Here is a 26,109-nt window from a genome sequence, read left to right as displayed (position 1 = left end):
TTGATGGTTTTGTAATTGTTTGATAGGGAGTTAAATAGAACGATTAAATTCAAAAATATACATTATTATAAATTGTGTTTGTTTTTTGCCTGAAATTTGAATTCCTTCCAATTTACATTTTTTCATTGACAATCTTCGATCCCAAATCTCTAAAATTATTGTAACTTTATGGATTCATCTGTAAGTTGTTTTTAACTCAAAAAATAATATGAAATTTACGACCAGCACATCTGAACTGCAAAAGCAGTTGCAAATCATAAATGGAGCCGTAGGAACCAACACCACAATTCCTATTTTAGAAGATTTTTTGTTTGAAGTCAATAACTCCCAATTGACGGTAGTAGCAACAGACTTGGAAACAACGATGTCGGTGACATTGGATGTAAGCGCACAACAAGATGGAAAAATTGCAGTTCCTGCAAAAATTTTATTAGAGTTGTTGAAAACACTCCCCGATCAGCCTTTGACTTTCGAGTTGAATCCAGATACCAACATCATCAGTATTTCCTCTCTCAATGGACGCTATAAATTGGCGGGTGAGCCTGATGATGATTTTTTCCAAGTGCCAAGTTTAGAAGGTGCAAATCAAATTGTATTGAAAGCTTCGGTTTTGGCTACTGCCATCAATAAATGTACCTTTGCAGTGAGTACCGATGAACTACGCCCATCTATGACAGGCGTTTATTTCATTATGGGTACTGATGGTGTGACATTTGTGGCAACAGATGCCCACAAATTGGTGCGTTACAGCCATACAGGTCAAACAAGCGATGAAAACTCCAGTTTTATTGTTCCCAAAAAAGCTTTGGGCTTGTTGAAAGCTGCTTTACCAAGCGATGATACAGACATCACCATTTCTTACGATCAAGCGGATGTATTTTTCAACTTCAACGGTACTCGATTGAAGTGCCGATTGATTGATGCTCGCTATCCTGATTACAATGCGGTTATCCCAACAGAGAATCCAAATCGATTGATTATCAATAAAAAAGACTTCCAAAACTCCTTGAAAAGAATTGCAATTTTCTCCAACAAAACGACCTATCAAGTAGCCTTGAAAATCGAGAACAACAAGCTTTCTTTGTATGCACAAGATATTGACTTTTCGAGTGAAGCTCGTGAGAATCTAACCTGTGAGTATGAAGGGGATGATATGGAAATTGCTTTCAATGCTAAGTTTTTAGTGGAGATTTTGGGTGTAATGGATGGCGACGAAATTGCATTAGAACTTTCAACTCCTTCAAGGGCAGGTTTGATTGTACCAACTGTACAAGTGGAAGAAGAGGATTTGTTGATGTTGGTCATGCCAATTATGTTGAATCAATAGAAATTATACATTCAAGTGATATTGCTCACATGTTAGAATTATTAAAGGAAAGATACCAATACGTTTTTGAAGCCAAGCTGATTGAGGAAATTGCAGCCGTTGGTACTTACCGCAAAGTGAAGGAAGACACGACGATTATGGACATCGGCGACACGATTGAATACATGCCTTTGTTGTTGTCGGGTTCTATCAAAATCATGCGTGAGGATGAGGATGGCAGTGAATTGTTGTTGTATTATTTGGAGGTAGGTGATACGTGTGCGATGACCCTCAACTGTTGTTTGCGAAAAACAAAAAGCCAAATTAGGGCAGTTGCCGAAATTTACACCGAACTAATCATGGTTCCCGTCCACAAAATGGTGGATTGGATCATACAATACGAAACTTGGCGGGTGTTTGTCTTTGAAAGCTACAATACCCGTCTGAATGAAATGCTGGAAGCGATTGACAATCTTGCATTTAACAACATGGAAGAACGCCTTTACAAATACCTGACCGACAAAGCATTTATTGCCAAAAGCTCCAATCTTATTGTGACGCATTTTCAGATTGCATCCGAACTCAATTCTTCAAGGGTGGTAATCTCTCGCTTATTGAAGAAATTGGAGAATGATGGCAAAATCAAATTGCACCGAAATTTGATTGAAGTGCCGAATTATTATTAAATTTTGGAGGAGAGAAGGCGGATGTTAGAAGTAAGATGTGTTCTTCTCTGTTTTGCCTATACAATTCAAGTATTGATTCCCTCTTTTTGCCTCTCTATTCTTTCTCATGGAAGCTCTTCTGCCTTCACTGTAACAATTGTTACTCCTCAAACCTTCTTCTACCCGTATCTTTGCTACCAGAAAGAACGAATATTCATAACTTGAATAAAAAGCAAAGAACAAATGGAGATAATTACCCAACCTTGGGAATGGTACGTGGCAGGGCCTTTGATAGCCCTTGTGATGCTTTTGCTACTCTATTTTGGCAAAGACTTTGGAATGTCGGCCAATTTGCGGACAATGTGTTCGGCAGCAGGTGGAGACAGACTTGCCGATTTTTTTAAATTTGATTGGAAAGCCCAACGCTGGAATTTGATGTTTGTCGTTGGCGCAATTGTGGGTGGGTTCATTGCAGCTCATTACCTCACACTTTCCGAAACCGTGCTTTTGAATCCCCAAACGATTGCAGATTTGAAGGAACTGGGTTTTGAAAATCCTGGTAGTCAGTATTTACCCAGCGAGATTTTTGGCAGTGAATCTGTATTTTCCTTGAAAGGTTTACTCATTCTTTTGGGCGGTGGTTTCATGGTCGGTTTTGGAGCGAGATATGCGGGCGGATGTACTTCTGGACATGCCATCAGCGGAATTTCGGACTTGCAGATTCCTTCTTTGATTGCCGTTGCAGGATTTTTCATTGGAGGCTTGATGATGACCTATCTTTTCTTACCCATTATTTTTTAGGTAATTATGAAAATCTACATCTTCCTTTTCCTCTCTCTTTTAGCCATTTTCCAGCCCATTGCAGCCCAAGAACACAAGACAAAAGCTGTATTGGCAGAGAATAAGACACCTTTTATCCATAAAGATACTACAATCCGTTCCCTTCAAGATTTTTGGGGTAAAAGCCGTTTGCAAGGACATATCCGCAACTATTTTATGGCAACGGTCAATGAGGGCGACTTGAAGGATTACTGGACCAATGCACTGGGGGAAGGTATTCAGCTTACTACACCCGAATGGTATGGTTTACAGGTTGGGATGAAGAGTATTTTCACTTACAAGACCTTTTCGGCTGACCTTAATGAAGTTGATACAATTGTAGGCAAAAGTGCGAAGTGGGAAAAGGAGTTGTACGATGTAAACCGACCCGAAGTAGGAAAAGATATAGATAGGCTGGAGGAATTGTTTATTCGCTTCAATTTCTCTAAGTCGTTTGTGCAATACGGCAAAATGGACATCAATACCCGTCCATTGTTTTTGCGGAGAGATGGCAGGATGATGCCTTTTGTATATCAGGGCTTGTGGTCGGAATGGGGTGAACTGAAAGACCAAAAAGTTAGTTTGGGATGGATTGACGGTGTTTCACCGAGGGGTACGACTGAATGGTTTTCGATGGATGAAGTGATTGGTCTCAACAACAATGGCACTGAGCCCAATGGCGAAAAAGCACACTACCACGAAACCGCACAAACGAAAGGTATCGCCGTGATAGGCTATGAAAATGACCAAATTGAAGGTTGGAAATGGCAGATGTGGAACTACCATTTTCACCATCTCACCAATATCATTTGGCTGCAATCGGACTACAAAAAAGGGGATTGGAACTTGGGACTGCAATATGTTCACCAAAATGCGGCAGCTTTTCAAGAAGAACTGGACTATGCCGACCGATACATACAGCCCGACGAAAAGGCAAATGTTTTGAATCTTTTGATGGGTTACAAGTTGGGTAAATGGCAATTATCTGCTGCCTATTTTCATGCATTTGACTCGGGGCGTTTTTTGTTTCCGAGAGAGTTGGGACGAGAAGATTTCTATGTATCGCAGCCGAGAAGTTGGATAGATGGGTTTGGAGATACAGATGTTTGGATGCTTCGATTCAAAACCAAAGAATTGATGAACAAGCACTTGAACTTGGATGTGCGATTGAGTCGAACGATTACAGCAGGTTTAGACACTTTTGAGTTCAATAAATACAATGTGCCGTCTTTTTATCAATTGACCGCCAATACGACCTATCAGTTCACCAACGAGTTGAAAGGGTTGGAACTACAATTTTTATACATCTACAAGATCACTGAAAAAAGTGTGGAATTGAAGCCTGCAACGGTTTTTTATGGTACTAACTACCATCACTTCAATTTGATAGCAAATATAAATTTTTAATAAACAATGAATTACATCAAATTTTTATTGACAGGTGTGTTGTTTGGCATTGTGATGTCGAAAGCCGAGATCATCTCTTGGTACCGCATCTATGAAATGTTTAAGTTTCAGTCATTTCACATGTACGGTATCATTGGTTCTGCCATCGTTTTGGGCATTATCATCGTGCAAATCATCAAGCGAAGAGAAATAAAAAGCATTGAAGGCAAAGAAATTACCTTCTGCCATAAAGACCGAAGTGTGACCCGCTACTTAGTTGGTGGAATCATTTTTGGCTTGGGTTGGGCATTGGCAGGAGCTTGCCCTGGGCCTATGTTTGTCTTGGTTGGCTATGGTTATTTGTCAATTTTGGTGGTGATTGCTGGGGCTTTGCTGGGAACGTTGGTTTATGGAATTTTACGCCCGAAATTGCCGCATTAATGGAAGTGAAAACTTTGTCAACAGTTGAAACGGAGATTGCACACTAAGGAAATTGATTTTCAAAAAAACACTGATTTAACACTTGAATCTAGGACTTCAAACAATGACACAAAAAAACTGCTGTACGCTGAACACCTTCAATGGAGATTATGAATCCTATTGGAACAGTGTTTTTGAAGAAGAAAAAACGCACAATTGGCAGGAAGGAACGGATTTGGCGATTGACCGATGGCTGGAAAATCCTCTTGTCAAACAAGCCGAAACGGTAATGTGTGCAGGAGTCGGTGACTCTTTTTTGGTTGACAAGTTGCTGCAAAAAGAACATACCCAAATTATCGCCAATGACATCAGCGAACTGGCACTGAGGCGTTTGCAGAAGCGAATCGGCACAAATGAGGCGGTTGAATATGTGGCAGCAGATTTGATGCAAGCCGATAGATTATTGCAGTATGAGCAAAAGCTGGATGTTTGGATTGACCGAGCAACGCTTCACTTCTTTACCACTTGTGCCGACAAAGACCGCTATTTTCAGTTGGTTGACAAGCTCTTGAAACCAAACGGGATTGCGATTATTGGTGTGTTTAGCAAAAACAATGTGGCTACTTGTTGTGGTTTAGAGTTGCAATTGTGGAGTCAACAATCCTTACAGAACCGCTTCAAAGGTTACGAGGTCCTGGATGCTTTCCACGAAAATTTTACAGAACAAGATAGTACACATAGAGAATATGTTTACTTGATGGTGCAAAAAAACAAATAAAACGATGAAAAAATATTTTCCTTTCCTCGATTGGATGTTTAATTATAAGCGAGCAGATTTGAGTGGCGACCTCACCGCAGGCTTGACGGTTGGGGTGATGTTGATTCCGCAAGGTATGGCTTACTCCATGTTGGCAGGTTTGCCACCGATTTATGGACTCTACGCTTCCACAATTCCCTTGATAATCTATGCTTTGTTTGGCACTTCTCGCCAATTGGCAGTCGGGCCTGTGGCGATGGTGGCGTTGTTGATTTCGAGCGGAGTAGGTGCTTTGGCAGAGTTGGGTTCTACCGAATTTATCAGTTTGGCAATATTATTGGCCTTGATGGTTGGTATGATTCAGCTCAGTATGGGCGTTTTTCGATTGGGCTTTGTGGTCAATTTTTTGTCGCATCCCGTCATTGCAGGGTTTACCTCTGCCGCCGCCTTGATTATCGGTTTCAGCCAATTGAAGCACCTCTTGGGCTTCAAGATTGAAGGAGGAAAAGTACACGAATTGTTGGTCAATGTTTTTCAGAATTTAGACAAAATCAACTACCCGACTTTGACGATTGGCGTTTTAGCGATTGCAACATTGCTCATTGTCAAAAAGGTAAACCGAAAAATCCCAGGACCATTGATTGTCGTTCTTTTGGGAATTGCAGCCGTTTTTGGCTTCAATATGGCAGAAGTAGGTGTAAAAATCGTGAAAGAAGTGCCAAGTGGTTTGCCCGTTTTTGGTATTCCTGAATGGGACATGACTTCTTTCAAAGCCTTGTTACCAACTGCCCTCACCATTTCGTTTGTGGGATTTATGGAATCCATTGCAGTCGCCAAAGCGATTCAATCGAAACACAAAAACTACGAAGTCGTGTCGAATCAAGAGTTGATTGGCTTGGGTTTGGCAAACATTGTCGGTTCGTTCTTCAAGGCGTTTCCTGTGACGGGCGGTTTTTCGAGAACAGCCGTAAACGACCAAGCGGGTGCTAAAACGGGATTGGCTTCTATCTTCAGTGCGGTCTTGATTGTGATTACACTTTTGTTTCTGACTCCTTATTTTTACTATCTCCCAAATGCAGTTTTGGCGGCTATCATCATGGTAGCGGTCTTTGGTTTGATAGACTTCAAAGAGGCGAAACACTTGTGGCAGATTGACAAGCGAGATTTCACCTTGTTTATGGTGACGGCTGTAGGCACTTTGTTTTTGGGTATTGAAGAGGGCATTTTGATTGGCGCAGGATTGTCATTGTTGATGGTCATTTACCAGGTATCAAATCCTCACATTGCAGAGTTGGGAAAAGTTCCAAATTCCGAACAGTTTAGAAACATCAACCGCTTCGATGATTTGATTCAAGACAAAGAGATTTTGGTAGTTCGTTTTGATGCCCAGTTGTATTTCGCCAATTTGAGCTACTTCAAAGAGAACCTTCAACAAATGGAGGCAAAAAAACCTCAATTGAAGTATGTGATTTTGGATGCCAAATCTATCAGTAGCTTGGATTCGAGTGCGGTTCATGCCCTACACGATTTGATTGAAGACTACGAACAAAGAGGCATTAAACTCTACATTGCCAATGCGATAGGGCCTGTGAGGGATATACTTCAAAAAGCACATATTGTGGAGGCTTTGGGAGCGCACCGATTCCACATGCGGGTGATTGAAGCGGTGAATGACATCAAGGGGCGACAAGAGGCTTTTGATAAAACTTATACGCTGCAAACGAATGGTTAGGAGTTAAAAATAGCCCATCCTGAATAATCAGTAAGAATAAAAACGGATTGGCTGACAGTAAATTAAAATTCACTTTGCGATGATAACCAAAAAACAAGTCTTAAAAGCACAGGATAAATGGGGCAATGCAATTGCAGAGATTGGTAAACTCAAGAAAGATTGGGAGCACATCTTTACAAGCTGCAACTTCGGCAATTGATGCCTTATATGCTTTTGACAAAGGAAAAGCCTTGCTCAAACCCACCAAAGCGTCCGACATTCCTTTTCGTTTGATCAAAGATGGAGTAATCTTTTATTTTATTGGGGGTAGCAAACATTTCCCAGAAGACCAAGGTTTTGCGCTTCAACTGCGGGTGAAGGTCCGATTTGAGAATGCTGCGATTGTCTTAAAGGAAAGAAGGGCTTTTGCTGTTGGAAATTACTATTTTACGGACGCAACTGGTAAGGAAATCAAGGTAGAATATACTTTTAGTTATGTTCAAAATGAGAAAGGAAATTTAGAAATAGAGGTGCATCATTCTTCCTTGTCTTATGTGGATTAACCCATTATTGCCAATGCACTCTGTTTGAAATGCAGTATCTTTGGATAGATTTTCAACCGAAGGACATATAAAATGGATCACTCAAAACTCATCACCCACATCCACCAACTTCTTCCTCTAACCGAGGAAGAGCAAAACCTACTGGTTTCTTCGTTTCAATCCAAAAAAATAAGGAGGAGGCAGTACTTACTGCAAGAAGGGGATGTTTGTAAGCATTACCATTTTGTGATAGAAGGTTGTTTGCGAATGTTTTTTGTGGACGAAAAAGGAACAGAACACGTGCTTCAATTTGCGACCGAAAATTGGTGGATAGCCGATATTGGCAGTTTTCATGCCAGTACACCCAGTCGCCTTTTTATTGAAGCTTTAGAGCCTTCAATAGTGCTGCAAATCAAAAAGAAAGACCTTTTAACTCTTTATACCGAATCCCCAAAATTTGACCGTTATTTTAGAGTTTTGGTCGAAAATGCTTTTGTGAAAATGCAAGAACGGGTGATTCAAAACATCAGTTCGACTGCTCAAGAACGTTACCTTACTTTCTTAGAGAATTACCCCCATCTCGCCAACCGTATTTCACAAGTTCAAATTGCTTCTTTTATTGGTGTTACGCCAGAATTTCTGAGTAAAATCAGAAAAAATCTGATGAAGTAATAGCCAAAGCTTAACCTACCTTAAGTTTTTTTCTTAAACTAGCTTATTGGGCAACTAATTATATTACCGTTATTTTTGCATCATTAGTTAATTAAATTTAATCGGATGAAACCAATCGTAACGACTGCAATGCTATTCTTATTCACAGGAATGGTTTGCGTTTTCTCCCAATCAAATGCTATTTTTTCCACAACCCAAAAGATAACTCACATGAACACACAAGAAAATCAAGCAGTAGAAAACCTTCTCAAATCGTATGAAAAATCCTTGAATGCCTCTGACACCAAAGCCATCTTGGATTTGTATGCAATAGATGGCGTATTCATGCCTTCCGAAGCACCTACAAGCATTGGCAAAACAGCTGTTGAAGCAGCGTACAATTACGTATTCAGTCAAATCAAACTCACCATTGTTTTTCAAATAGACGAAATCGTGGTGAAAGACGATGTCGCTTTTGCTCGGACTATTTCGAGAGGCACGACTGATGTGTTGGCTGCGGGGATCACCGTGCCAGAAGAAAATCGAGAGTTGTTTGTCTTGAAAAAAGAGGGAGGTACATGGAAAATTGCCCAATATATCTTCAATAAAATGCGTCCACCAGCGAGATAGTGAGCCAACCAACTCAAAACTTCATTGGTTTAGAACGGATTAAAATCCTATAATAGGGCAGGTGTGTTTGAGGAATCGAAAACACCTGCTTTTTTTGGCGAATATTGAAATCAAAATGCTGTCACCACTTGTTAGCCAAAGAAACAAGTCATGCAAACTCTCCTATCATTTCTACTATTCACCATTTTTCTGCTACTTTCCCTTCTACATCTCTACTGGGCATTGGGCGGCAAATGGGGCTTCAATCAAGCCTTACCAACCAATGAACAGGGCGAAAGAATATTGAATCCCAGTAGTTTTGCTTCTGCTATCGTGGGTTTTGGCTTGTTGTTGTTTGCAGCCTACTATCTACTCAAAGGTGAATTCATTGTAGCTGCGGTTGTTCCTAAATGGGTGGTAAAATATGGTGGATGGGGCATTTCAGCGATTTTTCTGCTTCGTGCGCTGGGCGATTTTAGATATGTGGGCTTCTTCAAAAGTATAAAAAACACGAATTTTGGCACAATGGACACGAAACTGTATGCGCCATTATGTCTGTTGATTGGAGTGGCGGGGGTAATTCTTCAAATCATAATACAATAAAAATCAGATGGAAACAGGCATACTCATCGTATTCTTACTACTCTTTTTGGCTTTTTTGTTTGCCTTGCCTCTGCTAGTGACAAAGTTCAAAGCTGCCCAAAAGTCTGCAAACTTAACACTTAAAGAAGCATTGCTACTTACCATTCGAAAAACGGCAAAACCCTCTCTTTTTCAAGTCATTGCCATAGTTCAACAGTATGGGCTAAATATCACTATTGCAGAACTTGAAGCACACTTACTGTCTAGTGGAAATCCTCAGCAGGTTGTGGCTGTTTTAGCAAAAAATCAAGAGAACCCAGAAGCTACCTTTCAACTGTTAACAATACTCGACTTAGCAGGTGAAAATTTAGAGGAAGCAGTTCAAAAAGCCGAAAAAATCTATCAAATAACAATTTCTTGTCTGCAAGTCAATGATTTTGAAATCAACTACAACGCAAAATTCAAATATGGACTTTCAAGATGGTTTAGCCATCAGGAAGAAAAGAAAATAGAACAGCAAATCAGAGAAACATTGACTGGTTTTGCTGCAAACTGGACATCGAAATCCCCGACTCAAACAAAATCGTTCATTCATACAATGGTTTTGAATAACAAATACTGGGATAAGATTATTGGTGTTCAACTGATAGAACAAAACATAATACTGAAATAATCAATTTCTTGAAAAAACTTAAGTACATGCTTGCTTTCTCTATAAGCACTATTATCCTACTTTTTGCGCTCCTTTACTTTATGCAAGAACGCTTGTTATTCTTTCCCTCCAAACTTCCAAAAAATTATACCTACCATTTTTCCGAGGTTTTTGAAGAGGTTAATTTAGAAGTGGCAAAAAACATTCACATCAATGCGCTTTTGTTCAAAACCAATCAACAAGAGTCCAAAGGAGTGTTGTTGTTTCTGCATGGAAATGGCGGAGCAATTCATGGATGGGGTACGGGCGCAGGACTTTATACAGGACAAGGATACGATGTTTTTTATGTGGATTATAGGGGATATGGCAAAAGCGATGGGAAGATAAAAAGTGAAAATCAATTGGTCGAGGATGCACAAATTGCCTACGACTATTTGAAAAAACACTATGCAGAAAACACCATTATCGTGTCGGGTACTTCAATGGGTACAGGCATTGCAGCTCAAATTGCAGCCCAAAACCAACCATTGAAATTGCTGCTGAATTCTCCTTATTTTAGTTTGCAGTCTTTGATATTGGAGAAAGTGAAGGTCATTCCAAATTTTCTAATCAAGTACAAATTCAAAACCTTCCAACATTTTCAGCAGGTGAAATGCCCGATTACCATTTTTCATGGTGACAAAGATACGGTGATTCCACATAGTCATTCACTGCAATTGGAGGAAAAATATCCACATATAAAGCTGTATCTTATTGAAGGAGCAGGACACAATGACTTGATTAATAGTAAAGAATATGACTTCAATATGAAAGCAATACTCTCTATTTAAACGCTATTCTCAAAGTCAAATGACTGTAACAAGTGTTACCCAGAGAACTCCTTACTGACATTATCTTTGCAGTACACAAAAAATAGATTTCAAAAAACAGCCTGCTATGATAACCAAAAAACAAGTCCTAAAAGCCCAAAAAAATTGGGGTAATGCCATTGTCGAAATAGGTAGATTGAGGAAAAATAGAAGTGCGTGTGAGGAGGCTGCAAATTCTGCTATAAATACGCTGTATGCTTTTGATACAGTTAAGGTTTTGTTCAAACCCACAAAAGCATCAGATATTCCATTTCGTTTGACTAAGGAAGGAGCTATCTCTTATTTCATTGGTAGCAACGTGCAGTATCCAGAAGATAAAGGTTTTGCATTGCAACCGTGGATGAAGGTTCGGTTTGACAATGCGGCTATTATATTGAAGGAAAGAAGGGCTTTTGCTGTTGGGAACTATTATTTTATGGATGCAACTGGAAACGAAATCAAAGTGGAATATACTTTTAGCTATATTCAAAATGAGAAAGGAGATTTACAGATAGAAGTACATCACTCTTCTTTTCCATATGCCAATTAGTGCATTCCCAATGACTGTAACAAGTGTTACCCAGCAAACTTTTTATATACTTTATCTTTGCAGTACAATCAACAAAACAAAGAGTTCGGAAGTTTCATTTATTTAAAAGAGGCTTTTTTCTAAAAAACTTCCGTAGCCTTTTTTGACAGATTATAAAAAAGAATAAAACAAACAATAACCGATAAAATAATTTCAAAAATGCAAATAGAGCAAATTTATACAGGATGTTTGGCACAAGGAGCTTACTACATCGAGAGCAAAGGAGAAGTAGCCATTATTGACCCACTTAGAGAAGTACAGCCTTATATCGAACGAGCTGAAAAAGAAGGCGCAAAAATCAAATACATTTTTGAAACCCACTTCCACGCCGATTTTGTGAGTGGACACTTGACCCTCGCCGAAAAAACAGGTGCTACCATCGTGTATGGCCCTACGGCTCAGACAAAATTTGAAGCAACTATTGCAGAAGATGGACAAGCTTTTCAGTTGGGAGATATTACAATTGTGGCTTTGCATACGCCAGGTCACACAATGGAAAGCACGACTTATTTATTGAAGGATGAAAACGGGAAAAACCATGCGATTTTCTCTGGTGATACTTTGTTTTTGGGTGATGTAGGTCGTCCTGATTTGGCGCAAAAAGCTGCAAGCATGACGCAAGAAGATTTAGCGGGTTTGTTATTCGACAGCCTCCGCACCAAAATTATGCCTTTGGCAGATGAGGTAATCGTCTATCCTGCTCACGGTGCAGGTTCGGCTTGTGGCAAAAACATGATGAAAGAAACGGTCGATACGCTTGGCAATCAAAAGAAAATGAACTATGCTTTGCGTGCGGATATGACCAAAGATGAGTTTATCAAAGAAGTAACGGACGGTTTGTTGCCTCCTCCTGCTTATTTCCCGATGAATGTGATGATGAACAAGGAAGGATATGCGAGCATTGACGAAGTGTTGGCAAAAGGCGAAACGGCTTTGTCGCCAGATGCTTTTGAAGTAGCTGCAAATGAGACAGATGCAGTGGTGTTGGATGTGAGAAAAGAAGACGAATTTGCAGCAGGGCATTTACCCCGTTCTATTTTTATTGGCTTGGATGGTAGTTTTGCGCCATGGGTTGGTGATTTGATTAAGGATGTAAAACAGCCGATTTTGTTGGTCGTAAACAAAGACCGATTGGAGGAAGCGGTGACACGTTTGGCGAGAGTGGGTTTTGACCAAGTACTGGGATATTTAGAAGGTGGGTTTGAAGCATGGAAAAAGGCTGGAAAAGAGGTAGATACTATTGAAGGAGTGACTGCCGAAGAGTTGGCTGCAATTGTGGCAAACGATGAGAAAGTATCGGTAGTGGATGTACGTAAAAAGTCGGAATACTTGTCCGAACACGTTGAAGGTGCGGAGAATGTGCCTTTGGCAGAGTTGAACCATCATCTGGCAGAACTACCCAAAGAAGCTCCTTTTTATGTGCATTGTTTGGGAGGTTACCGTTCGATGATTGCTGCTTCGATATTGAAGTCGAGAGGCTACCACAATTTAGTGGATGTGAAAGGTGGTTTTAGGGCTGCAAAAGAGGCGGGTATTCCTGTGACCGATTATGTTTGTCCTTCGACTTTGTAACCTATGAAAATCAGACTTCGGAAGTTTTCAAAACTTCCGAAGTCTTTTAAAATCATTTGTAAAAAATGAATTCAATAAAAATTATTCTTCTCATGGGCTTATTCAGCTTTTTTTCCAACAATACAACTACTTCTGATGCAATCCAACTTTTGGATGCAAAAACATTTAGAGCAGCAATTGCAGCAAATGAAAACGTGCAAGTAGTAGATGTGCGAACTGCAATGGAGTTTCAGCAAGGGCATTTTGATAATGCGATTAATATCAGCTTTTTTGACAGCAATTTTGTGACACAAATGGAGCGTTTTGATAAGTCAAAACCCATTTACCTCTATTGCAAAAGCGGCAACCGCAGTGGAAAGGCCGCAGGGCTTTTGGCCGCAAAAGGTTTTGAAGAAATTTACGATTTGAAGGGAGGATATTAATCAAACTCCAAATACACTTCAATTATTCAATAGCAACAAAATAATATCAACAATATGGAAACACAAGAAATCATAAACACCATGCCAAGAATTGGCGACCAAGCTCCCGATTTTGAGGCGGTTACGACCAAAGGAAAAATCAAGTTTTCGGACTATGCAAAGGATAAATGGGTCGTATTGTTCTCACATCCAGCCGATTTCACGCCCGTTTGTACGACAGAAATGAGTGGTTTTGCGATTCGCAAGCCCGAGTTTGATGCACTCAATACGGAGCTGATGGGTCTGAGCATTGACAGTGTGCATGCTCATTTGGGTTGGGTTAACAATGTAAGAAACAATACAGGAGTTTATTTTAACTTTCCCATTATTGCGGATATTGACATGAAGGTGTCAAAGCTTTATGGAATGTTGCAGCCCAATGAAAGTGAGACGGCTGCGGTTCGTGCAGTTTTTTTCATTGACCCTTCCAAAAAAATTCGCTTGATTATGTACTATCCCTTGAATGTGGGTAGAAATATGGACGAAATCTTGCGAGTTTTGGATGCCCTCCAAACTTCGGACAAATACAAAGTGGCAATGCCTCTGGACTGGAAACGAGGTGAAAAAGTGATTGTTCCTCCGCCAAAAACACTAGAGGAAATGGACAGTCGCTTGGCAGATACCTCTTGTGAAAAAGTGGATTTCTACCTGTGTAAGAAGAGTTTGAATCTAAATTAGTTGAAATACAAAGAATTGCAGATTTTATAAAGTATCTTTTTTGGTTAAAATAATGCTGTCCCGCTTCTTGCGAGGGCAGCATTTGTGTTTTATCCGATGATGTACTCTCCTAACACCTTCAAACGAAACCTAATGTAAGGGGTAAATGAATAAATGTTCATTAAATATCTTCATTATATGCTGACAGCTATTTTTTTACCGTATATTTCGATAATTGGTACTCTTAATGCCTGCGATAAGGGATGGTTTTTATCCATTTAGATTCCATATTTTACAAAAGGATAATTAGCTTTGTCAAGCATACGCTCAAGATCCAGTAGAGTACTTCAAAGGCTTTTTGCATGGATTTTACATTTTTAAAAGCGAAAATGAGTGATATTTGCCCTCAAATTCGATGACAGTCAAGAGTACAATATGAACTACAAACTACTTTTTCCGACTTACCGAACCCGCTATTTGTTTCTCAAAAACACGTTGGATGCGCTGACCGCAAATGGGCAAAACCGTTTTCAACACATTTTGCATCTCGGAACGGGAGAAGGTGACTATGATCAAATGATTGCAGAATATGGCGAAAAAGTGACTGCTTGCGACATCAATGAGGCGGACATTGTTTATGCACAACAACTCAATGCGAATGTGGATAACTTGACCTATCGGATAGAAGATGCCCAAAATTTGAGTTTTGAAGATGTGGCTTTTGACTTGGTGATTTCAATAGATGTGATTGAACATGTTCCTGATTCGGCAAAAATGATGCAGGAAATTGGTCGGGTTTTGCAGCCAAACGCCAAAGCAGTTGTTTCTTTTCCTTCCATAGATTTTCCGTTTACCTACGATCCCGTCAATCGTTTGTTGAACCTATTTCGGCAGAAAATTCCGATTGGAGCGTATGCCTATGGGCATTTCAAACTGATTGACTCCAAAAAATTCAAACAATGGTCGGCTGAAAACCAACTGAATATTGAAGCCGAACGTTATTTAACCCAATACTTTGCGGCTTTGCCCGAATTGTATTGGCCTGGATTCTTGCAAAAACTGCTGAAGGCAAACACTCAAAATGCTTCTGTGAAAGAAGCAGATAAAAGCCTAAAATTGCGCCCTTCTACCAAAAATCCTCCATTGCTTTTTTTGACCGATGCTTTGATTGCTGTGGATAAGTTGTTGTTTGGTTGGTCAAAAGCGAGTGTGGGAAAGGGGTTTGTATTGCAGAAAAAAGGTGATACAAAATAATACACTGTAACCAAAGTTATTTAGAATTCAAAATGGCTTTAGCCCAGACCCCATTTGTAGAAAAATAGATGGAATTGAAGCGATTAGGAGCGTAACTTCGGTGCTGATTCTCTATGGATGGTGTCGAGGCTACGCCCCTTATGAAATCTATTTACCATTGTTTCTACAAATAGAGTCGCAGCGATGTTGCTGAAATATTAAATAATTTCTTTTACAGTGTAATAACAATGTCTAAAATCTGTATTGTTCAAAAAAATATCTGTGATTTAATTTTCATTTAAGCGTGGTTGATTTAATTATTCCTTTTTACAACGAAGAACAGCGAATTCCTTTTTTCAAGAGTACGCTTCAAAAATATCTGACCCACAATCAGTTCTTTGATGCAGTGACGATGGTGAATGATGGAAGCAAAGACCAAACACAGGCAATGTTGGAGGTCATTGAAGAAGAATTTTCTGCACAGTTTCCACAGGTTCACTTCAAGGTGATTCATATACAACCAAACAAAGGTAAAGGCAATGCGATTCGAGCGGGTGTTTTGGCTTCAACAAGTCAATGGGTATTGAGTTCGGATGCAGATTTTGCGACCTTACCCGAACAGTTGGACAATTGGGTGGCAAAAGGAATGGTAGATTTGAAGGAACAGAAAACGACCTACATTGGCTCACGAGAATTGGGGCGAGAACAAGAATTGGTGAAAGCTCTTTGGTATCGGCGAATCATAGGGCGGGTTTTTTCTACCATTGTGTATTGGTTTACAGGCATTACGGAAGGCGATACTCAGTGTGGCTTCAAATTGTACCCTACTTCCATTGCCAAAACCGCTTTTGAGCCTTTGGTTGAATTGGGCTATGCACATGATGTCGAGGTTTTGTTTCGCCTCCTCAAAGGTAGAAATGTAGTGGAATCTTTGCCTGTAAAATGGGAGGAAAGAGGCTTGTCGAAGGTGAATTTGGTAAGCGATAGCCTCAAGATGTTGGTTGCGATCATGAAAATGCGAAGTTATGTGTAGTGTATTTGCTATTTTTGCAGCCTAAAGTCGGTACATAACGAAACTTTCAAAATAATTTCAAGCTACTTGACTGCTAACTAATTTTAAATCAGTCAGTTTTTGAGTTTTCACTTACCGAAGTTTTCATTTCTTCAAAATTAAAAACGTTCTCATGTCTATCAACTCCAATGGCAATGGTCAAGCAAAAACGCCAAAATACAAGCGAATTTTATTGAAACTCAGTGGGGAAGCCCTTATCGGTAAGGGAGAATTCGGCATTGACCCCGATCAAATCATGGAATACATTGAGCAGGTCAAAGAAATCGTACAGGAAGAAAAGGTTCAAGTAGCGATTGTGATTGGAGGCGGCAATATTTTTAGGGGAATGCAAGCAAAAGATATGGGAATTGACCGTGCATCAGGTGATTATATGGGCATGTTGGCAACGGTGATGAACGGCATTGCACTTCAAAACACCCTCGAAAAAGTAGGGCTGCAAACACGTCTAATGTCTTCTATCGAAATGAACAAAGTCTGTGAACCCTACATTCGCCGCCGAGCCATTCGACACTTGGAAAATGGGCGAGTGGTGATTTTGGCAGCAGGAACAGGCAATCCCTATTTTACAACCGATACTGCAGCGGCACTTAGAGCCGTTGAGATTGAAGCAGATGTAATCTTGAAGGGAACACGAGTCGATGGCGTTTATACAGCCGACCCCGAAAAAGACAAGGATGCCCAAAAATTTGACACCATTTCTTTTGAAGAAGTATTGAGTCGAAAACTGGCAGTGATGGACACGACTGCCTTCACGCTTTGTGAAGAAAACAACATTCCAATCATTGTATTTGATGTCAATCAAATAGGCAATCTTCGACGCATTGTGCAAGGAGAAGCAATTGGTACTTTGGTGGAAAGATAAGAGGAAAATATAAATCCAAGTTTCAAATGCAAATTCAAATAATCTTTTGAATTTGCATTTGTTTTTTGAGTTTGTCTTGAGTTTTCACTTCACCACTTCTCGCAACATCTGCAAAGTTTCGGGGCTATCCCAATTCATCATGCCTGTATGCTCAAAAACAACTTCACCATCGCTGTTGTAAACATAGGTTTGAGGAATTTCAAAAACGCCCAGTAACTTGATGTTGTCCATGGTTTTTAGGTATTTGAAGCCATAAGGTTTTGCATGGTGAAATTTTTTGATAACCTCAATATCTTCTTGTGAAATCATCACAAATTGAAAACCCTCTTTCTCCAAAATTTGCCTTGCTCGTTCCATCGCTGGTTTTTCTTGGCGGCAAGGCGGACACCATGTAGCCCAAAAATTGAGGAAAATCGGTTTTCCCTTCAAATCCTCCAAATGCACTTCCTTCCCCTCTAAATCTACTAAGTCAATCTTGCTCAGTTTCATGTTGCTGACATTGCAGCTATTCAATACACCCAATGTGCAAAACAAAATAGCTATGCACGAATACTTTATCCTTTTCATCTGAATCTATTTGGGTTGAAAGAAAATAAATAGTTTACGTCTGCAAAACGAAACTGCTTTTTTGAATGTTTCCACAAAAATAGAGAAATTTAGGCTCTGTCTTTCGATTGACAGATAAGGAATAAATGAAAATCAAAATAAGAATAAAAATGAAAAAAGCACTTCAATGTCAAAAAGAACATTTTTTTCTGCCCGATAATGTCACCTACCTCAATGGTGCATATATGTCGCCTACCCTTAGAAGCGTTGACTCGGCAGGTATTCAAGGCGTTCAAGCCAAAAGACTACCCTTCAACCTTAGCATAGACGATTTTTTCAAACCCTTGGAGGAAATCCGAAAACAATATTCACAACTCATCAACAATCTTGAACCACAGAGAATTGCGACCATTCCATCGGTTTCTTATGGAATGGCAGTTGTGGCCAACAATATTCAAATCGGTAAAGGTGAAAACATTGTGCTGATTGGCGAACAGTTTCCGAGCAATGTCTATGTTTGGCAGGAATTGGCTGCAAAAAACGGCGCAGAAATCATCACCGTTTCTGCCCCCAAAACCAAAGAAAATCGGGGCAAAATTTGGAATGAACATCTGTTGGAAGCCATCACTCCAAAAACTAAATTGGTGGCGATGTCGCACATACATTGGGCGGATGGCTCTTGGTTTGATTTGGTGAAAATTCGACAGCGAACCCGTGAAGTGGGTGCACTTTTGGTAATTGACGGAACACAATCAGTTGGGGCATATCCTTTTGATGTGCAAGTCATTCAGCCTGATGCCTTGATTTGTGGAGGTTACAAATGGTTGTTAGGTCCTTATTCGCTCGGGGTAGCCTATTTTGGAGAAGCGTTTGACAATGGCAAACCGATTGAAGAAAGTTGGTTCAACCGCTACAAAAGCGAGGATTTCGCCAATTTGGTCCATTACGAAGACAGGTATCAAGCAGGTGCATGGCGGTATCAAACGGGAGAAGCAAGCAATTTTATCTTGGTTCCCATGCTGTTAGAAGCCATCAAAACCTTGAATTGTTGGAAACCTGCCCATATTCAAGCCTACTGCAAAAGTATTGTGGCAAACCCGATTGAAGCACTCAAAGATATGGGTTGTTGGGTGGAAGATACCGATTTTCGCAGCGCACATTTATTTGGCGTTCGACTTCCTCAAAACGTATCTATCGATGCTTTGAAGCAACGTTTTGTAGACGAAAAAATCTATGTTTCGTTTCGTGGAGATGCCGTAAGGGTTTCACCTTCAATTTATAACGAGGAGAAAGATTTGCAGTATTTGGTGGCGGTGGTGAAGGACGTTGTTTAGACTTTTGCAGTTTTGTGATAAAATCCATAGCGTTTTTTGGGTTATTGATTCGGAAACCAGCTTCCATAAGCAATGGGCTTTTTCAGTAATTGCTTAATTGTGGGAATCCAACTTTCTTTCTGAAATTTGAAATCTTCCATTCTATGGTAGGAATACGCTAAATCCTTTTTTCTTTGCTTCAATGTGTACTTATATTCTTGCAAGTCAATAGGATAATCATTAAAAGTAGAAATTACTTCAATGGCATACAAAGCAGTTTCGGCTACCTTCAATACAGGGTCATCCAGTTTTTGCTTCAAAAAAGGAATGGCTGTTATGTCCTTCAATTGTCCCAATTTTAGGGCGGCCAATCTACGGTTTTTGTAGGAGGGAGATTGAAGGAATGTTGCCAATTGGGGAATATTTTTGTTGAACAAGTACCAACGAAATTGCAATTTGCTGAAGGTATTCATAAGCATAAGGTTTTTGCTGTTATTTAATCAACAGCAGAATAATGCTAAAAAGTTCCTCTACAACTGCAATTTGCTCCAATATCTACGTTTCTTCACTTCCTTCAATGAAAACAGCCTTATTACAGTAAAAATATATTCTTGTTGTTTGTAAACAATTAAATGCGTTAATCCTTCTATTCTACATGGATTTACTGCAACGCATCAAAGAACTGCTTCCCTATGAGCCACCTTTTTTATTTGTAGATGAACTCACCGAAATCAACGAAAATGGCGCAAAAGGAACTTATACTTTTCGCAAAGATGAGTATTTTTATCGTGGACACCTTCCCAACAATCCGATTACGCCAGGGGTTATATTGATCGAAACGATGGCACAAATCGGTTTGGTGACTTTGGGAATGTTCTTAATCAAAGCACATGAAAACCTCCAACTTATTGATTTTGCGTTTAGTAGTTCAGAAGTAGAATTTTTGAAGATGGTGCGTCCAGAAGAAAAAGTTTGGGTACAGTCCGAAAAGGTGTACTTTCGTTTCGGCAAATTGAAGTGTAGAGTGGTGATGACCAATGAAGCAGGTGAAAAAGTCTGCAAAGGGCATTTGTCGGGAATGGTTTTGAGGAAGTGAGATGCAAGAAGTGAGAAGTGAGGTGAATAAAAATTCTATCATTCAAAAACCAACATTATCAAACGAGTCGTCATAACAGGAATGGGCGTAGTTGCTCCAAATGCAGTCGGGTTAGCCGATTTTGAAGCCGCATTGAAGGAAGGGAAATCGGGTATTCAATTCATTGAAGAATTGAAGGAATTGAAATTTTCCTGTCAAGTAGGAGGAATACCGCCTGTCACTCTCGAACACAAACAACAGTATTTTTCGGATTTAGAACTCAGTCGCCTCAAAGCCAATGGCGTTTTGTATGGCTGCATTGCAGGAATGGATGCGTGGAAAGATGCAGGTTTGACCATTTCGGACCGCAAAACGGATGAAGCAGATTGGGATAGCGGTTGTATTATGGGGGCAGGTTTGGCGAGCGCAAGGGCAATTCGCTACGCCATGTATATGATTGACGAATTGAATACGAGGCGACTGGGCAGCACGATTACCCAACAAACGATGTCAAGCGGCGTGAGTGCCTACTTGGGTGGAATGTTGGGTTTGGGAAATCAAGTCACAACGAATGCTTCTGCTTGTAGCACAGGAACGGAGGCGATTATTATGGGTGCGGAACGGATTCGACTCGGCAAGGCAAAACGAATGTTGTGTGGAGGCTGTGATAGTGCGGGAGCATACGTTTGGGCGGGATTTGATGCGATGCGGGTGTTGAATCGGCGAAGCAATGATAATCCAGAATATGCTTCTCGACCGATGAGTGCAACGGCTACGGGTTTTGTGCCTGGAGGTGGTGCGGGGGCTTTGTTGTTGGAGGATTTGGAGAGTGCTTTGGAGCGAAATGCACCGATTTATGCAGAAGTCTTGGGCGGTTTTACCAATTCTGGCGGTCAACGAAATGCAGGCAGCATGACAGCTCCAAATGTTTTAGGCATAGAGCGTTGCATCCTCGGCGCACTGCAAGATGCGGGCATTGAAGCATCGGAAGTAGATGCGATTTCGGGACATTTGACCTCTACGATGTTTGACCCTGGTGAAGTAGCGAGTTGGTCCAAGGCATTGCAGCGAACAGGAACGGATTTTCCGTATATCAGTGCTTTGAAGTCCATGATTGGACACTGTTTGAGTGCCGCAGGAGCGATTGAAGCGGTGGCGGCTGTGCTGCAATTGAAGGGCAATTTTTTGCATCCTTCTTTGAATTGTGAAGATTTACATCCCGAAATTGCAGCGGTTATTGACCCCAAAAGAATTCCACAAACTTTTCAAAAAGCAGAACTAAACATTTTTGCGAAAAGCAGCTTTGGTTTTGGAGATGTGAACAGTTGTGTTATCTTCAAGAAATATTGATCGCAGATTTTATTGATGGCGCAGATTTTTTTACGAATAAAAAATACACATATAAAATATGACCAAAGAACAAATTACCGAAAAACTGCAAACGATTATTGCACCTTATGTGGAAGACAAAAGTTTACTGCAAAGTATCAATGGTGAAACAAATTTATTGAACGATTTGGACATCAATTCTGCCAATTTGGTGGACATTATCATTGATGTGGAAGATGCTTTTGACATCGAAATTGACGATGATTCGGCAGAGAAAATGCTGACGGTCAAGGATGCTGTTGAAGTGGTAATGGCGAAAACGGCTTAGTGTTAGTGATTGGTTGGAGCAGGTGGATGATAGTGGGTTTTGAGATTTTGATTAATACTTTAAAAACAAAACTATTTGAATTGTGTCGCCACTAGCGGCACAATTCAAATAATCAAAATCTTACTTTTGTATTCTATTCCCCTTCAAAAACAATCTCCCCTCCCACAATCGTATAAACCACCTTCGTTCTCAAAATCTGTTCTACGGGAATTTGCATTAAATCTTTATCCAACACCACAAAATCTGCCAATTTCCCCACTTCAATAGAACCCTTGATGTCCTCCTCAAACGAACCATAAGCTGCATCCAAAGTATAGGTTTTCAAGGCTTGTTCACGGGTCATTTTCTGGTCAGCCTCATAGCCCCCCTCTGGCGTACCCGCCAAAGTTTGACGAGTCACCGAAGCATAGAAGCAAGCAAAAGGATTGACAGGTTCGACAGGAGTATCAGTTCCATTGATGACCTTTGCGCCCGATTGAAGGAGTTTTTGCCAAACATAAGCCCCCTCTTCAATGCGTTTTTTACCCAAACGGTCAATCGCCCACGGACGGTCAGAAGCCATGTGAATCCCTTGAATAGACGCAATTATTCCCAATTCTCCAAACCTCGGAATGTCTTCAAGCGAAAGATGTTGTGCGTGTTCGATGCGAAAACGGGCATTTTTTGCAGCTTCGGGATAGGCTGCAAAAGCCTTTTCGTATTGGTTCAAGACTTCTCGATTTGCTTTGTCGCCAATCGCATGGGTGCATACCTGAAAGCCATTTTGCAGTCCATTAGAGGCTGTTTTATAAATCGCCTCCATATCCATGATGTTGTTTCCGAAATGAGCAGGACGGTCGCTGTATTCGTCGAGAAGCCATGCTCCACGAGACCCCAAAGCTCCATCTGCATACATTTTGATGCTGCGAATGGTGAGGTGGTTGTCTCCCAACCCAATTTCAGGCCCTTTCGCATACCACTTTTGCAGTAAACTATCATCTTCAGCCCATCCTGCCAACATGACATAAAGCCTGATTTTGAGTTGATTATTGGACAAAAAATTCTTGTAAAGGTCAATGTCTTTCTGCTCCGAACCTGCATCTTGAAAGGAGGTAATGCCATACTTCAAACATTCCTCCACCGCTGCCTGCAATGCCTTTGCATCTGTTTCGGGCGTAGATTCGGGGATGATTTTGGTAATCAATTGTTCTGCATTTTCCACAAAAATACCCGTTGGATTGCCATCCGCATCTTTCATGATTTCACCATCCTCCGGAAAAGTTGTTTCGCTCGTAATGCCCGCCATTTTCATTGCTTTGGCATTCGCAAAACCTGCATGACCACTTGCATGGGTCAGAAAAACAGGGTTGTCAGGTGAAACGACACTCAATAATTCGTGCGTCTGGAAACCCTTGACCGAGGGATTCGGAATTTTTTCCCATTTGCTCTGATGCCATCCTCTCCCCAGAATCCACTCTCCTTTTTTAGCAGTTTTGACCGCTTCCGCCACCAAATCCACCAACTGTTCATAACTCCTCAAATTTGCCAACTCCAATTGTGTTTTTTGACGACCCAAACCGAGCAAATGACCGTGGCTTTCAATGAATCCAGGTAATACCGTCTTTCCTTCCAAATCAACGACTTTTGCAGCATCGGGTATCCAAGATTGAATATCGGCATTGCTGCCAACAAAGGTGATTTCACCATCTTTCACTGCAATGGCTTCAGCTTTAGGTAGGTTTTCATCTGCCGTATAAATCGTTCCGTTGTACAGAATTAGGTCGGTTTTTGGCGTATTGGAAGCTGTTGACGTATTGGAGGTTTGTTCGTTATTGCAGGAAAAAAGCAGCAATGAGAAAAGGAATATCGAGAGGAAAATTGGTGATTTCATAAGAAGGCACATTGAAGTAAGTGAAAAATGAAAAGCAAAAATACCATTTCATACATCAACAGCTAAGTAAAAGACAAGTTTCAGTTTTCAGAAACGATTTTCACCCCACTAGAACAACCCAATCGGTCTGCTCCAGCTTCTATCAATTCTACGGCAAATTCTCGTGTACGAATACCGCCAGATGCTTTGATTTTGATGAATTTGGGTAAGTTGACTCGCATCAATTTTATTACTTCAATCGTTGCCCCTTCGCCATTGAAGCCTGTTGAAGTTTTGACATAATCCACTTGTAATTCGGCGCATATTATACACATTTTCACAATTTCTTCTTTGGAGAGCAAGCCTGTTTCGATGATGATTTTGGAGGTTATTTTATGCACTTGACACAATTGTACGGCAACCAGCAAATCCATTCTGACCATTTCCCAATTATGTTCTTTGATGGCTCCAATATTTGCCACAATGTCTACTTCATCCACCTCACTTTCGATAGCAGTATTGGTTTCCAACATTTTGATAATCGAATCGTTGTAGCCAAAAGGAAAGCCTATGACGGTTGCTACTTTTACCGAACTGTCCTTCAATTTTTTCACTGCTTGTTCTACTCGATTGGGCGGCACACATACGGCTGCAAAGCTATATTGCAGAGCCTCCTCACAAAGTTGGTCAATTTGAAGGTGGGTTGTGGTGGGCTTCAAAATCGTGTGGTCAATTTTTGAAGCGATGTCTTGGTTGGTCATACTTTTTGATTTTGGTTCTGTGACAATTTTTGTGGAAGTAATAAAGACTTCGGAAGTTTCATTTTATAAGAGGTTGATTTTTAGCGAAATAGTTTTTTTGATTTTGTAAGCGGCAAACTTCCGAAGTTTCAAATCACAGATTTTGTCCAAGAACCTTGATTTTTTTACAAAGTCCAATACTCCATCTCTTCAATCTGACCGTGGTAAACACCTTTGATGTCAATCAAAATAGCCGAGGGATTGCTAATACGCTGAAAGTAAGCTTCGTTTAAATTGGCGTATTCATCGTGTTTGACGGCCACAATCACACAGTCATAATCCGATCTGATTTGTTCGGTCAATCCTATTCCGTATTCATGCTGCAATTCTTCGGATGAAGCGTGTGGGTCAATGATGTCGGTTTCGATGGAAAAAGATTGTAGTTCGGTGGCGAGGTCTATTACTTTTGAATTGCGGATGTCGCTCACATTTTCCTTGAAGGTTACGCCCATGATGAGTGCTTTGCATTGGTGAATGCTTTTACCTTGTTTGATAAGCATTTGTACAATGCGTTTTACGATGTATGCGCCCATATCATCGTTGATTCGGCGACCGCTGAGGATGATTTGCGGGCGATAACCCAATTCTTTTGATTTGTAGGTCAAATAGTAAGGGTCGACTCCGATACAATGTCCCCCGACTAAGCCTGGCGAGAAGGGTAAGAAATTCCATTTGGTACCTGCGGCCTTCAATACATCCGATGTAGAGATGTTCATCTTATCAAAAATAATGGACAACTCATTCATTAAGGCGATATTGAGGTCACGCTGTGTGTTTTCGATTACCTTTGCCGCTTCTGCCACTTTGATAGAACTTGCCTTGAAAATACCTGCCTCGACTATCGAACCATATACGGCTGCAATATTGTCCAAAGCTTCTTTATCACAACCCGATACAACTTTGGTAATTTTGGTGATTGTGTGTTCTTTGTCGCCGGGGTTGATGCGCTCAGGTGAATAACCCACTTTGAAGTCTCTGCCGCACTTCAAACCTGACATTTCTTCCAAAATAGGCACACAGTCTTCTTCCGTACAACCAGGGTAAACTGTTGATTCATAAACCACATAATCTCCTTGCTTCAATACTTTTCCGATGAATTTTGAGGCACTTAATAAGGGCTTCAAATTGGGAACTTTGTGTTCGTCAATCGGTGTAGGAACGGCTACAATGTAAAATCGTGCTTTTTGAAGGTCTTTAATGTGGTGGGTAAATTGGATATCTTTGTCTTCAAATTCTTTGGCAGAAAGTTCATTGCTGGGGTCAATGCCTTCTTGCATCATTTTGATGCGTTCTTGGCTGATGTCAAATCCAATAACGGACAAATTCTTGGCAAATTCGAGCGCTATTGGCAAACCTACATATCCCAAACCTATCAGTGCAAGAGAGGTTTTTTTTTGAATTAAGTCGGTAAATATCTGTCCTTTTTGGATAGTTGCCATCATAACATTCACGTAGAAAGTAAAAGCTAGCAACAT

Annotated in this window: 29 protein-coding genes; 24 read left to right on the top strand and 5 right to left on the bottom strand. The window is 40.5% G+C overall.

Translation table 11 applies throughout. The annotated features are described in order from the left end of the window. Positions 1-208 precede the first annotated feature (208 nt). The 20 genes from dnaN (at position 209) to pyrH (ending at position 17,394) form a co-directional block, all read left to right on the top strand. A complete protein-coding gene (gene dnaN / locus R3E32_19120; protein ID MEZ4886848.1) occupies positions 209-1,327 on the top strand; it encodes a DNA polymerase III subunit beta in 1,119 nt (372 codons plus the stop codon). 29 nt (positions 1,328-1,356) lie between these two features. After that, on the top strand, positions 1,357-1,992 hold the full coding sequence (locus R3E32_19115) for a Crp/Fnr family transcriptional regulator (GenBank protein MEZ4886847.1): 636 nt from the start codon (positions 1,357-1,359) through the stop codon (positions 1,990-1,992). A gap of 222 nt (positions 1,993-2,214) precedes the next feature. Further along, positions 2,215-2,772, top strand: a complete 558-nt coding sequence (locus R3E32_19110) for a YeeE/YedE thiosulfate transporter family protein (protein ID MEZ4886846.1) — start codon at positions 2,215-2,217, stop codon at positions 2,770-2,772. A 6-nt stretch (positions 2,773-2,778) separates the two neighbouring features. Then, entirely contained in the window at positions 2,779-4,197 is a 1,419-nt protein-coding gene (locus tag R3E32_19105; GenBank protein MEZ4886845.1) for an OprD family outer membrane porin, read from the top strand. Between the two features lie 6 nt (positions 4,198-4,203). Continuing rightward, positions 4,204-4,617, top strand: coding sequence for a DUF6691 family protein (locus tag R3E32_19100; GenBank protein MEZ4886844.1), 414 nt, complete (start codon positions 4,204-4,206; stop codon positions 4,615-4,617). A 103-nt stretch (positions 4,618-4,720) separates the two neighbouring features. After that, positions 4,721-5,374 (top strand): class I SAM-dependent methyltransferase, encoded by a 654-nt coding sequence (locus R3E32_19095; GenBank protein ID MEZ4886843.1) that lies wholly within the window; start codon positions 4,721-4,723, stop codon positions 5,372-5,374. 4 nt (positions 5,375-5,378) lie between these two features. After that, the gene (locus R3E32_19090) at positions 5,379-7,085 is read left to right on the top strand and encodes a solute carrier family 26 protein (protein ID MEZ4886842.1); all 1,707 of its coding nucleotides are present in this window, start codon (positions 5,379-5,381) and stop codon (positions 7,083-7,085) included. 125 nt (positions 7,086-7,210) lie between these two features. Beyond that, a complete protein-coding gene (locus tag R3E32_19085) occupies positions 7,211-7,627 on the top strand; it encodes a hypothetical protein (GenBank protein ID MEZ4886841.1) in 417 nt (138 codons plus the stop codon). A gap of 72 nt (positions 7,628-7,699) precedes the next feature. Further along, positions 7,700-8,278: a Crp/Fnr family transcriptional regulator gene (locus tag R3E32_19080; protein MEZ4886840.1), complete on the top strand. Its 579-nt coding sequence runs from the start codon at positions 7,700-7,702 to the stop codon at positions 8,276-8,278. Positions 8,279-8,488: 210 nt separating this feature from the next. Next, entirely contained in the window at positions 8,489-8,887 is a 399-nt protein-coding gene (locus tag R3E32_19075; GenBank protein MEZ4886839.1) for an SgcJ/EcaC family oxidoreductase, read from the top strand. A gap of 150 nt (positions 8,888-9,037) precedes the next feature. Next, on the top strand, positions 9,038-9,469 hold the full coding sequence (locus R3E32_19070) for a DUF3995 domain-containing protein (protein MEZ4886838.1): 432 nt from the start codon (positions 9,038-9,040) through the stop codon (positions 9,467-9,469). Positions 9,470-9,476: 7 nt separating this feature from the next. Then, positions 9,477-10,121 (top strand): flotillin-like FloA family protein, encoded by a 645-nt coding sequence (locus R3E32_19065; protein MEZ4886837.1) that lies wholly within the window; start codon positions 9,477-9,479, stop codon positions 10,119-10,121. A gap of 26 nt (positions 10,122-10,147) precedes the next feature. Further along, complete coding sequence (locus R3E32_19060) at positions 10,148-10,930, top strand: alpha/beta fold hydrolase (protein MEZ4886836.1); 783 nt, start codon at positions 10,148-10,150, stop codon at positions 10,928-10,930. A 106-nt stretch (positions 10,931-11,036) separates the two neighbouring features. Continuing rightward, positions 11,037-11,498 carry a hypothetical protein gene (locus R3E32_19055; GenBank protein ID MEZ4886835.1) on the top strand — a complete coding sequence of 154 codons (462 nt, stop codon included), beginning with the start codon at positions 11,037-11,039 and terminating at the stop codon, positions 11,496-11,498. 198 nt (positions 11,499-11,696) lie between these two features. Further along, complete coding sequence (locus R3E32_19050) at positions 11,697-13,109, top strand: MBL fold metallo-hydrolase (GenBank protein ID MEZ4886834.1); 1,413 nt, start codon at positions 11,697-11,699, stop codon at positions 13,107-13,109. A 65-nt stretch (positions 13,110-13,174) separates the two neighbouring features. Further along, positions 13,175-13,531 carry a rhodanese-like domain-containing protein gene (locus tag R3E32_19045; GenBank protein MEZ4886833.1) on the top strand — a complete coding sequence of 119 codons (357 nt, stop codon included), beginning with the start codon at positions 13,175-13,177 and terminating at the stop codon, positions 13,529-13,531. Positions 13,532-13,585: 54 nt separating this feature from the next. Next, entirely contained in the window at positions 13,586-14,248 is a 663-nt protein-coding gene (locus tag R3E32_19040) for a peroxiredoxin (protein MEZ4886832.1), read from the top strand. A gap of 414 nt (positions 14,249-14,662) precedes the next feature. Beyond that, positions 14,663-15,481: a class I SAM-dependent methyltransferase gene (locus R3E32_19035; protein ID MEZ4886831.1), complete on the top strand. Its 819-nt coding sequence runs from the start codon at positions 14,663-14,665 to the stop codon at positions 15,479-15,481. A gap of 283 nt (positions 15,482-15,764) precedes the next feature. Further along, a complete protein-coding gene (locus R3E32_19030; protein MEZ4886830.1) occupies positions 15,765-16,493 on the top strand; it encodes a glycosyltransferase in 729 nt (242 codons plus the stop codon). 151 nt (positions 16,494-16,644) lie between these two features. Continuing rightward, positions 16,645-17,394, top strand: coding sequence for a UMP kinase (pyrH, locus tag R3E32_19025; protein MEZ4886829.1), 750 nt, complete (start codon positions 16,645-16,647; stop codon positions 17,392-17,394). An 84-nt stretch (positions 17,395-17,478) separates the two neighbouring features. Here the strand turns inward: pyrH and R3E32_19020 are convergent, their stop codons facing one another. Next, positions 17,479-17,961, bottom strand: coding sequence for a TlpA disulfide reductase family protein (locus tag R3E32_19020; protein ID MEZ4886828.1), 483 nt, complete (start codon positions 17,959-17,961; stop codon positions 17,479-17,481). A 149-nt stretch (positions 17,962-18,110) separates the two neighbouring features. Between R3E32_19020 and R3E32_19015 the strand changes: the two genes are divergently transcribed. After that, a complete protein-coding gene (locus tag R3E32_19015) occupies positions 18,111-19,274 on the top strand; it encodes an aminotransferase class V-fold PLP-dependent enzyme (protein ID MEZ4886827.1) in 1,164 nt (387 codons plus the stop codon). A 41-nt stretch (positions 19,275-19,315) separates the two neighbouring features. On the opposite strand, the gene R3E32_19010 is transcribed toward R3E32_19015, so the two are convergent. Next, positions 19,316-19,726, bottom strand: coding sequence for a HEAT repeat domain-containing protein (locus tag R3E32_19010; protein ID MEZ4886826.1), 411 nt, complete (start codon positions 19,724-19,726; stop codon positions 19,316-19,318). 182 nt (positions 19,727-19,908) lie between these two features. Between R3E32_19010 and R3E32_19005 the strand changes: the two genes are divergently transcribed. From R3E32_19005 to R3E32_18995, 3 genes are read left to right on the top strand one after another with little or no spacing between them, the layout of a single operon-like run. Continuing rightward, positions 19,909-20,349: a 3-hydroxyacyl-ACP dehydratase FabZ family protein gene (locus R3E32_19005; GenBank protein MEZ4886825.1), complete on the top strand. Its 441-nt coding sequence runs from the start codon at positions 19,909-19,911 to the stop codon at positions 20,347-20,349. A 54-nt stretch (positions 20,350-20,403) separates the two neighbouring features. After that, positions 20,404-21,678: a beta-ketoacyl-[acyl-carrier-protein] synthase family protein gene (locus R3E32_19000; protein ID MEZ4886824.1), complete on the top strand. Its 1,275-nt coding sequence runs from the start codon at positions 20,404-20,406 to the stop codon at positions 21,676-21,678. A gap of 58 nt (positions 21,679-21,736) precedes the next feature. Next, positions 21,737-21,985, top strand: a complete 249-nt coding sequence (locus R3E32_18995) for a phosphopantetheine-binding protein (protein MEZ4886823.1) — start codon at positions 21,737-21,739, stop codon at positions 21,983-21,985. Positions 21,986-22,118: 133 nt separating this feature from the next. Here R3E32_18995 and R3E32_18990 read toward each other — a convergent pair whose 3' ends face one another. From R3E32_18990 to R3E32_18980, 3 genes are all read right to left on the bottom strand, one after another. Then, a complete protein-coding gene (locus tag R3E32_18990) occupies positions 22,119-23,855 on the bottom strand; it encodes an amidohydrolase family protein (GenBank protein MEZ4886822.1) in 1,737 nt (578 codons plus the stop codon). An 80-nt stretch (positions 23,856-23,935) separates the two neighbouring features. Beyond that, positions 23,936-24,595: a deoxyribose-phosphate aldolase gene (gene deoC / locus R3E32_18985; protein MEZ4886821.1), complete on the bottom strand. Its 660-nt coding sequence runs from the start codon at positions 24,593-24,595 to the stop codon at positions 23,936-23,938. Positions 24,596-24,759: 164 nt separating this feature from the next. Beyond that, on the bottom strand, positions 24,760-26,109 hold the full coding sequence (locus R3E32_18980) for a nucleotide sugar dehydrogenase (protein MEZ4886820.1): 1,350 nt from the start codon (positions 26,107-26,109) through the stop codon (positions 24,760-24,762).

It is taken from the genome of Chitinophagales bacterium (assembly GCA_041392475.1).
GTDB lineage: Bacteria > Bacteroidota > Bacteroidia > Chitinophagales > UBA2359 > JAUHXA01.
The sequence above is the reverse complement of the archived record's forward strand: the minus strand, read 5'-3'. Positions and strand labels throughout refer to the sequence as shown.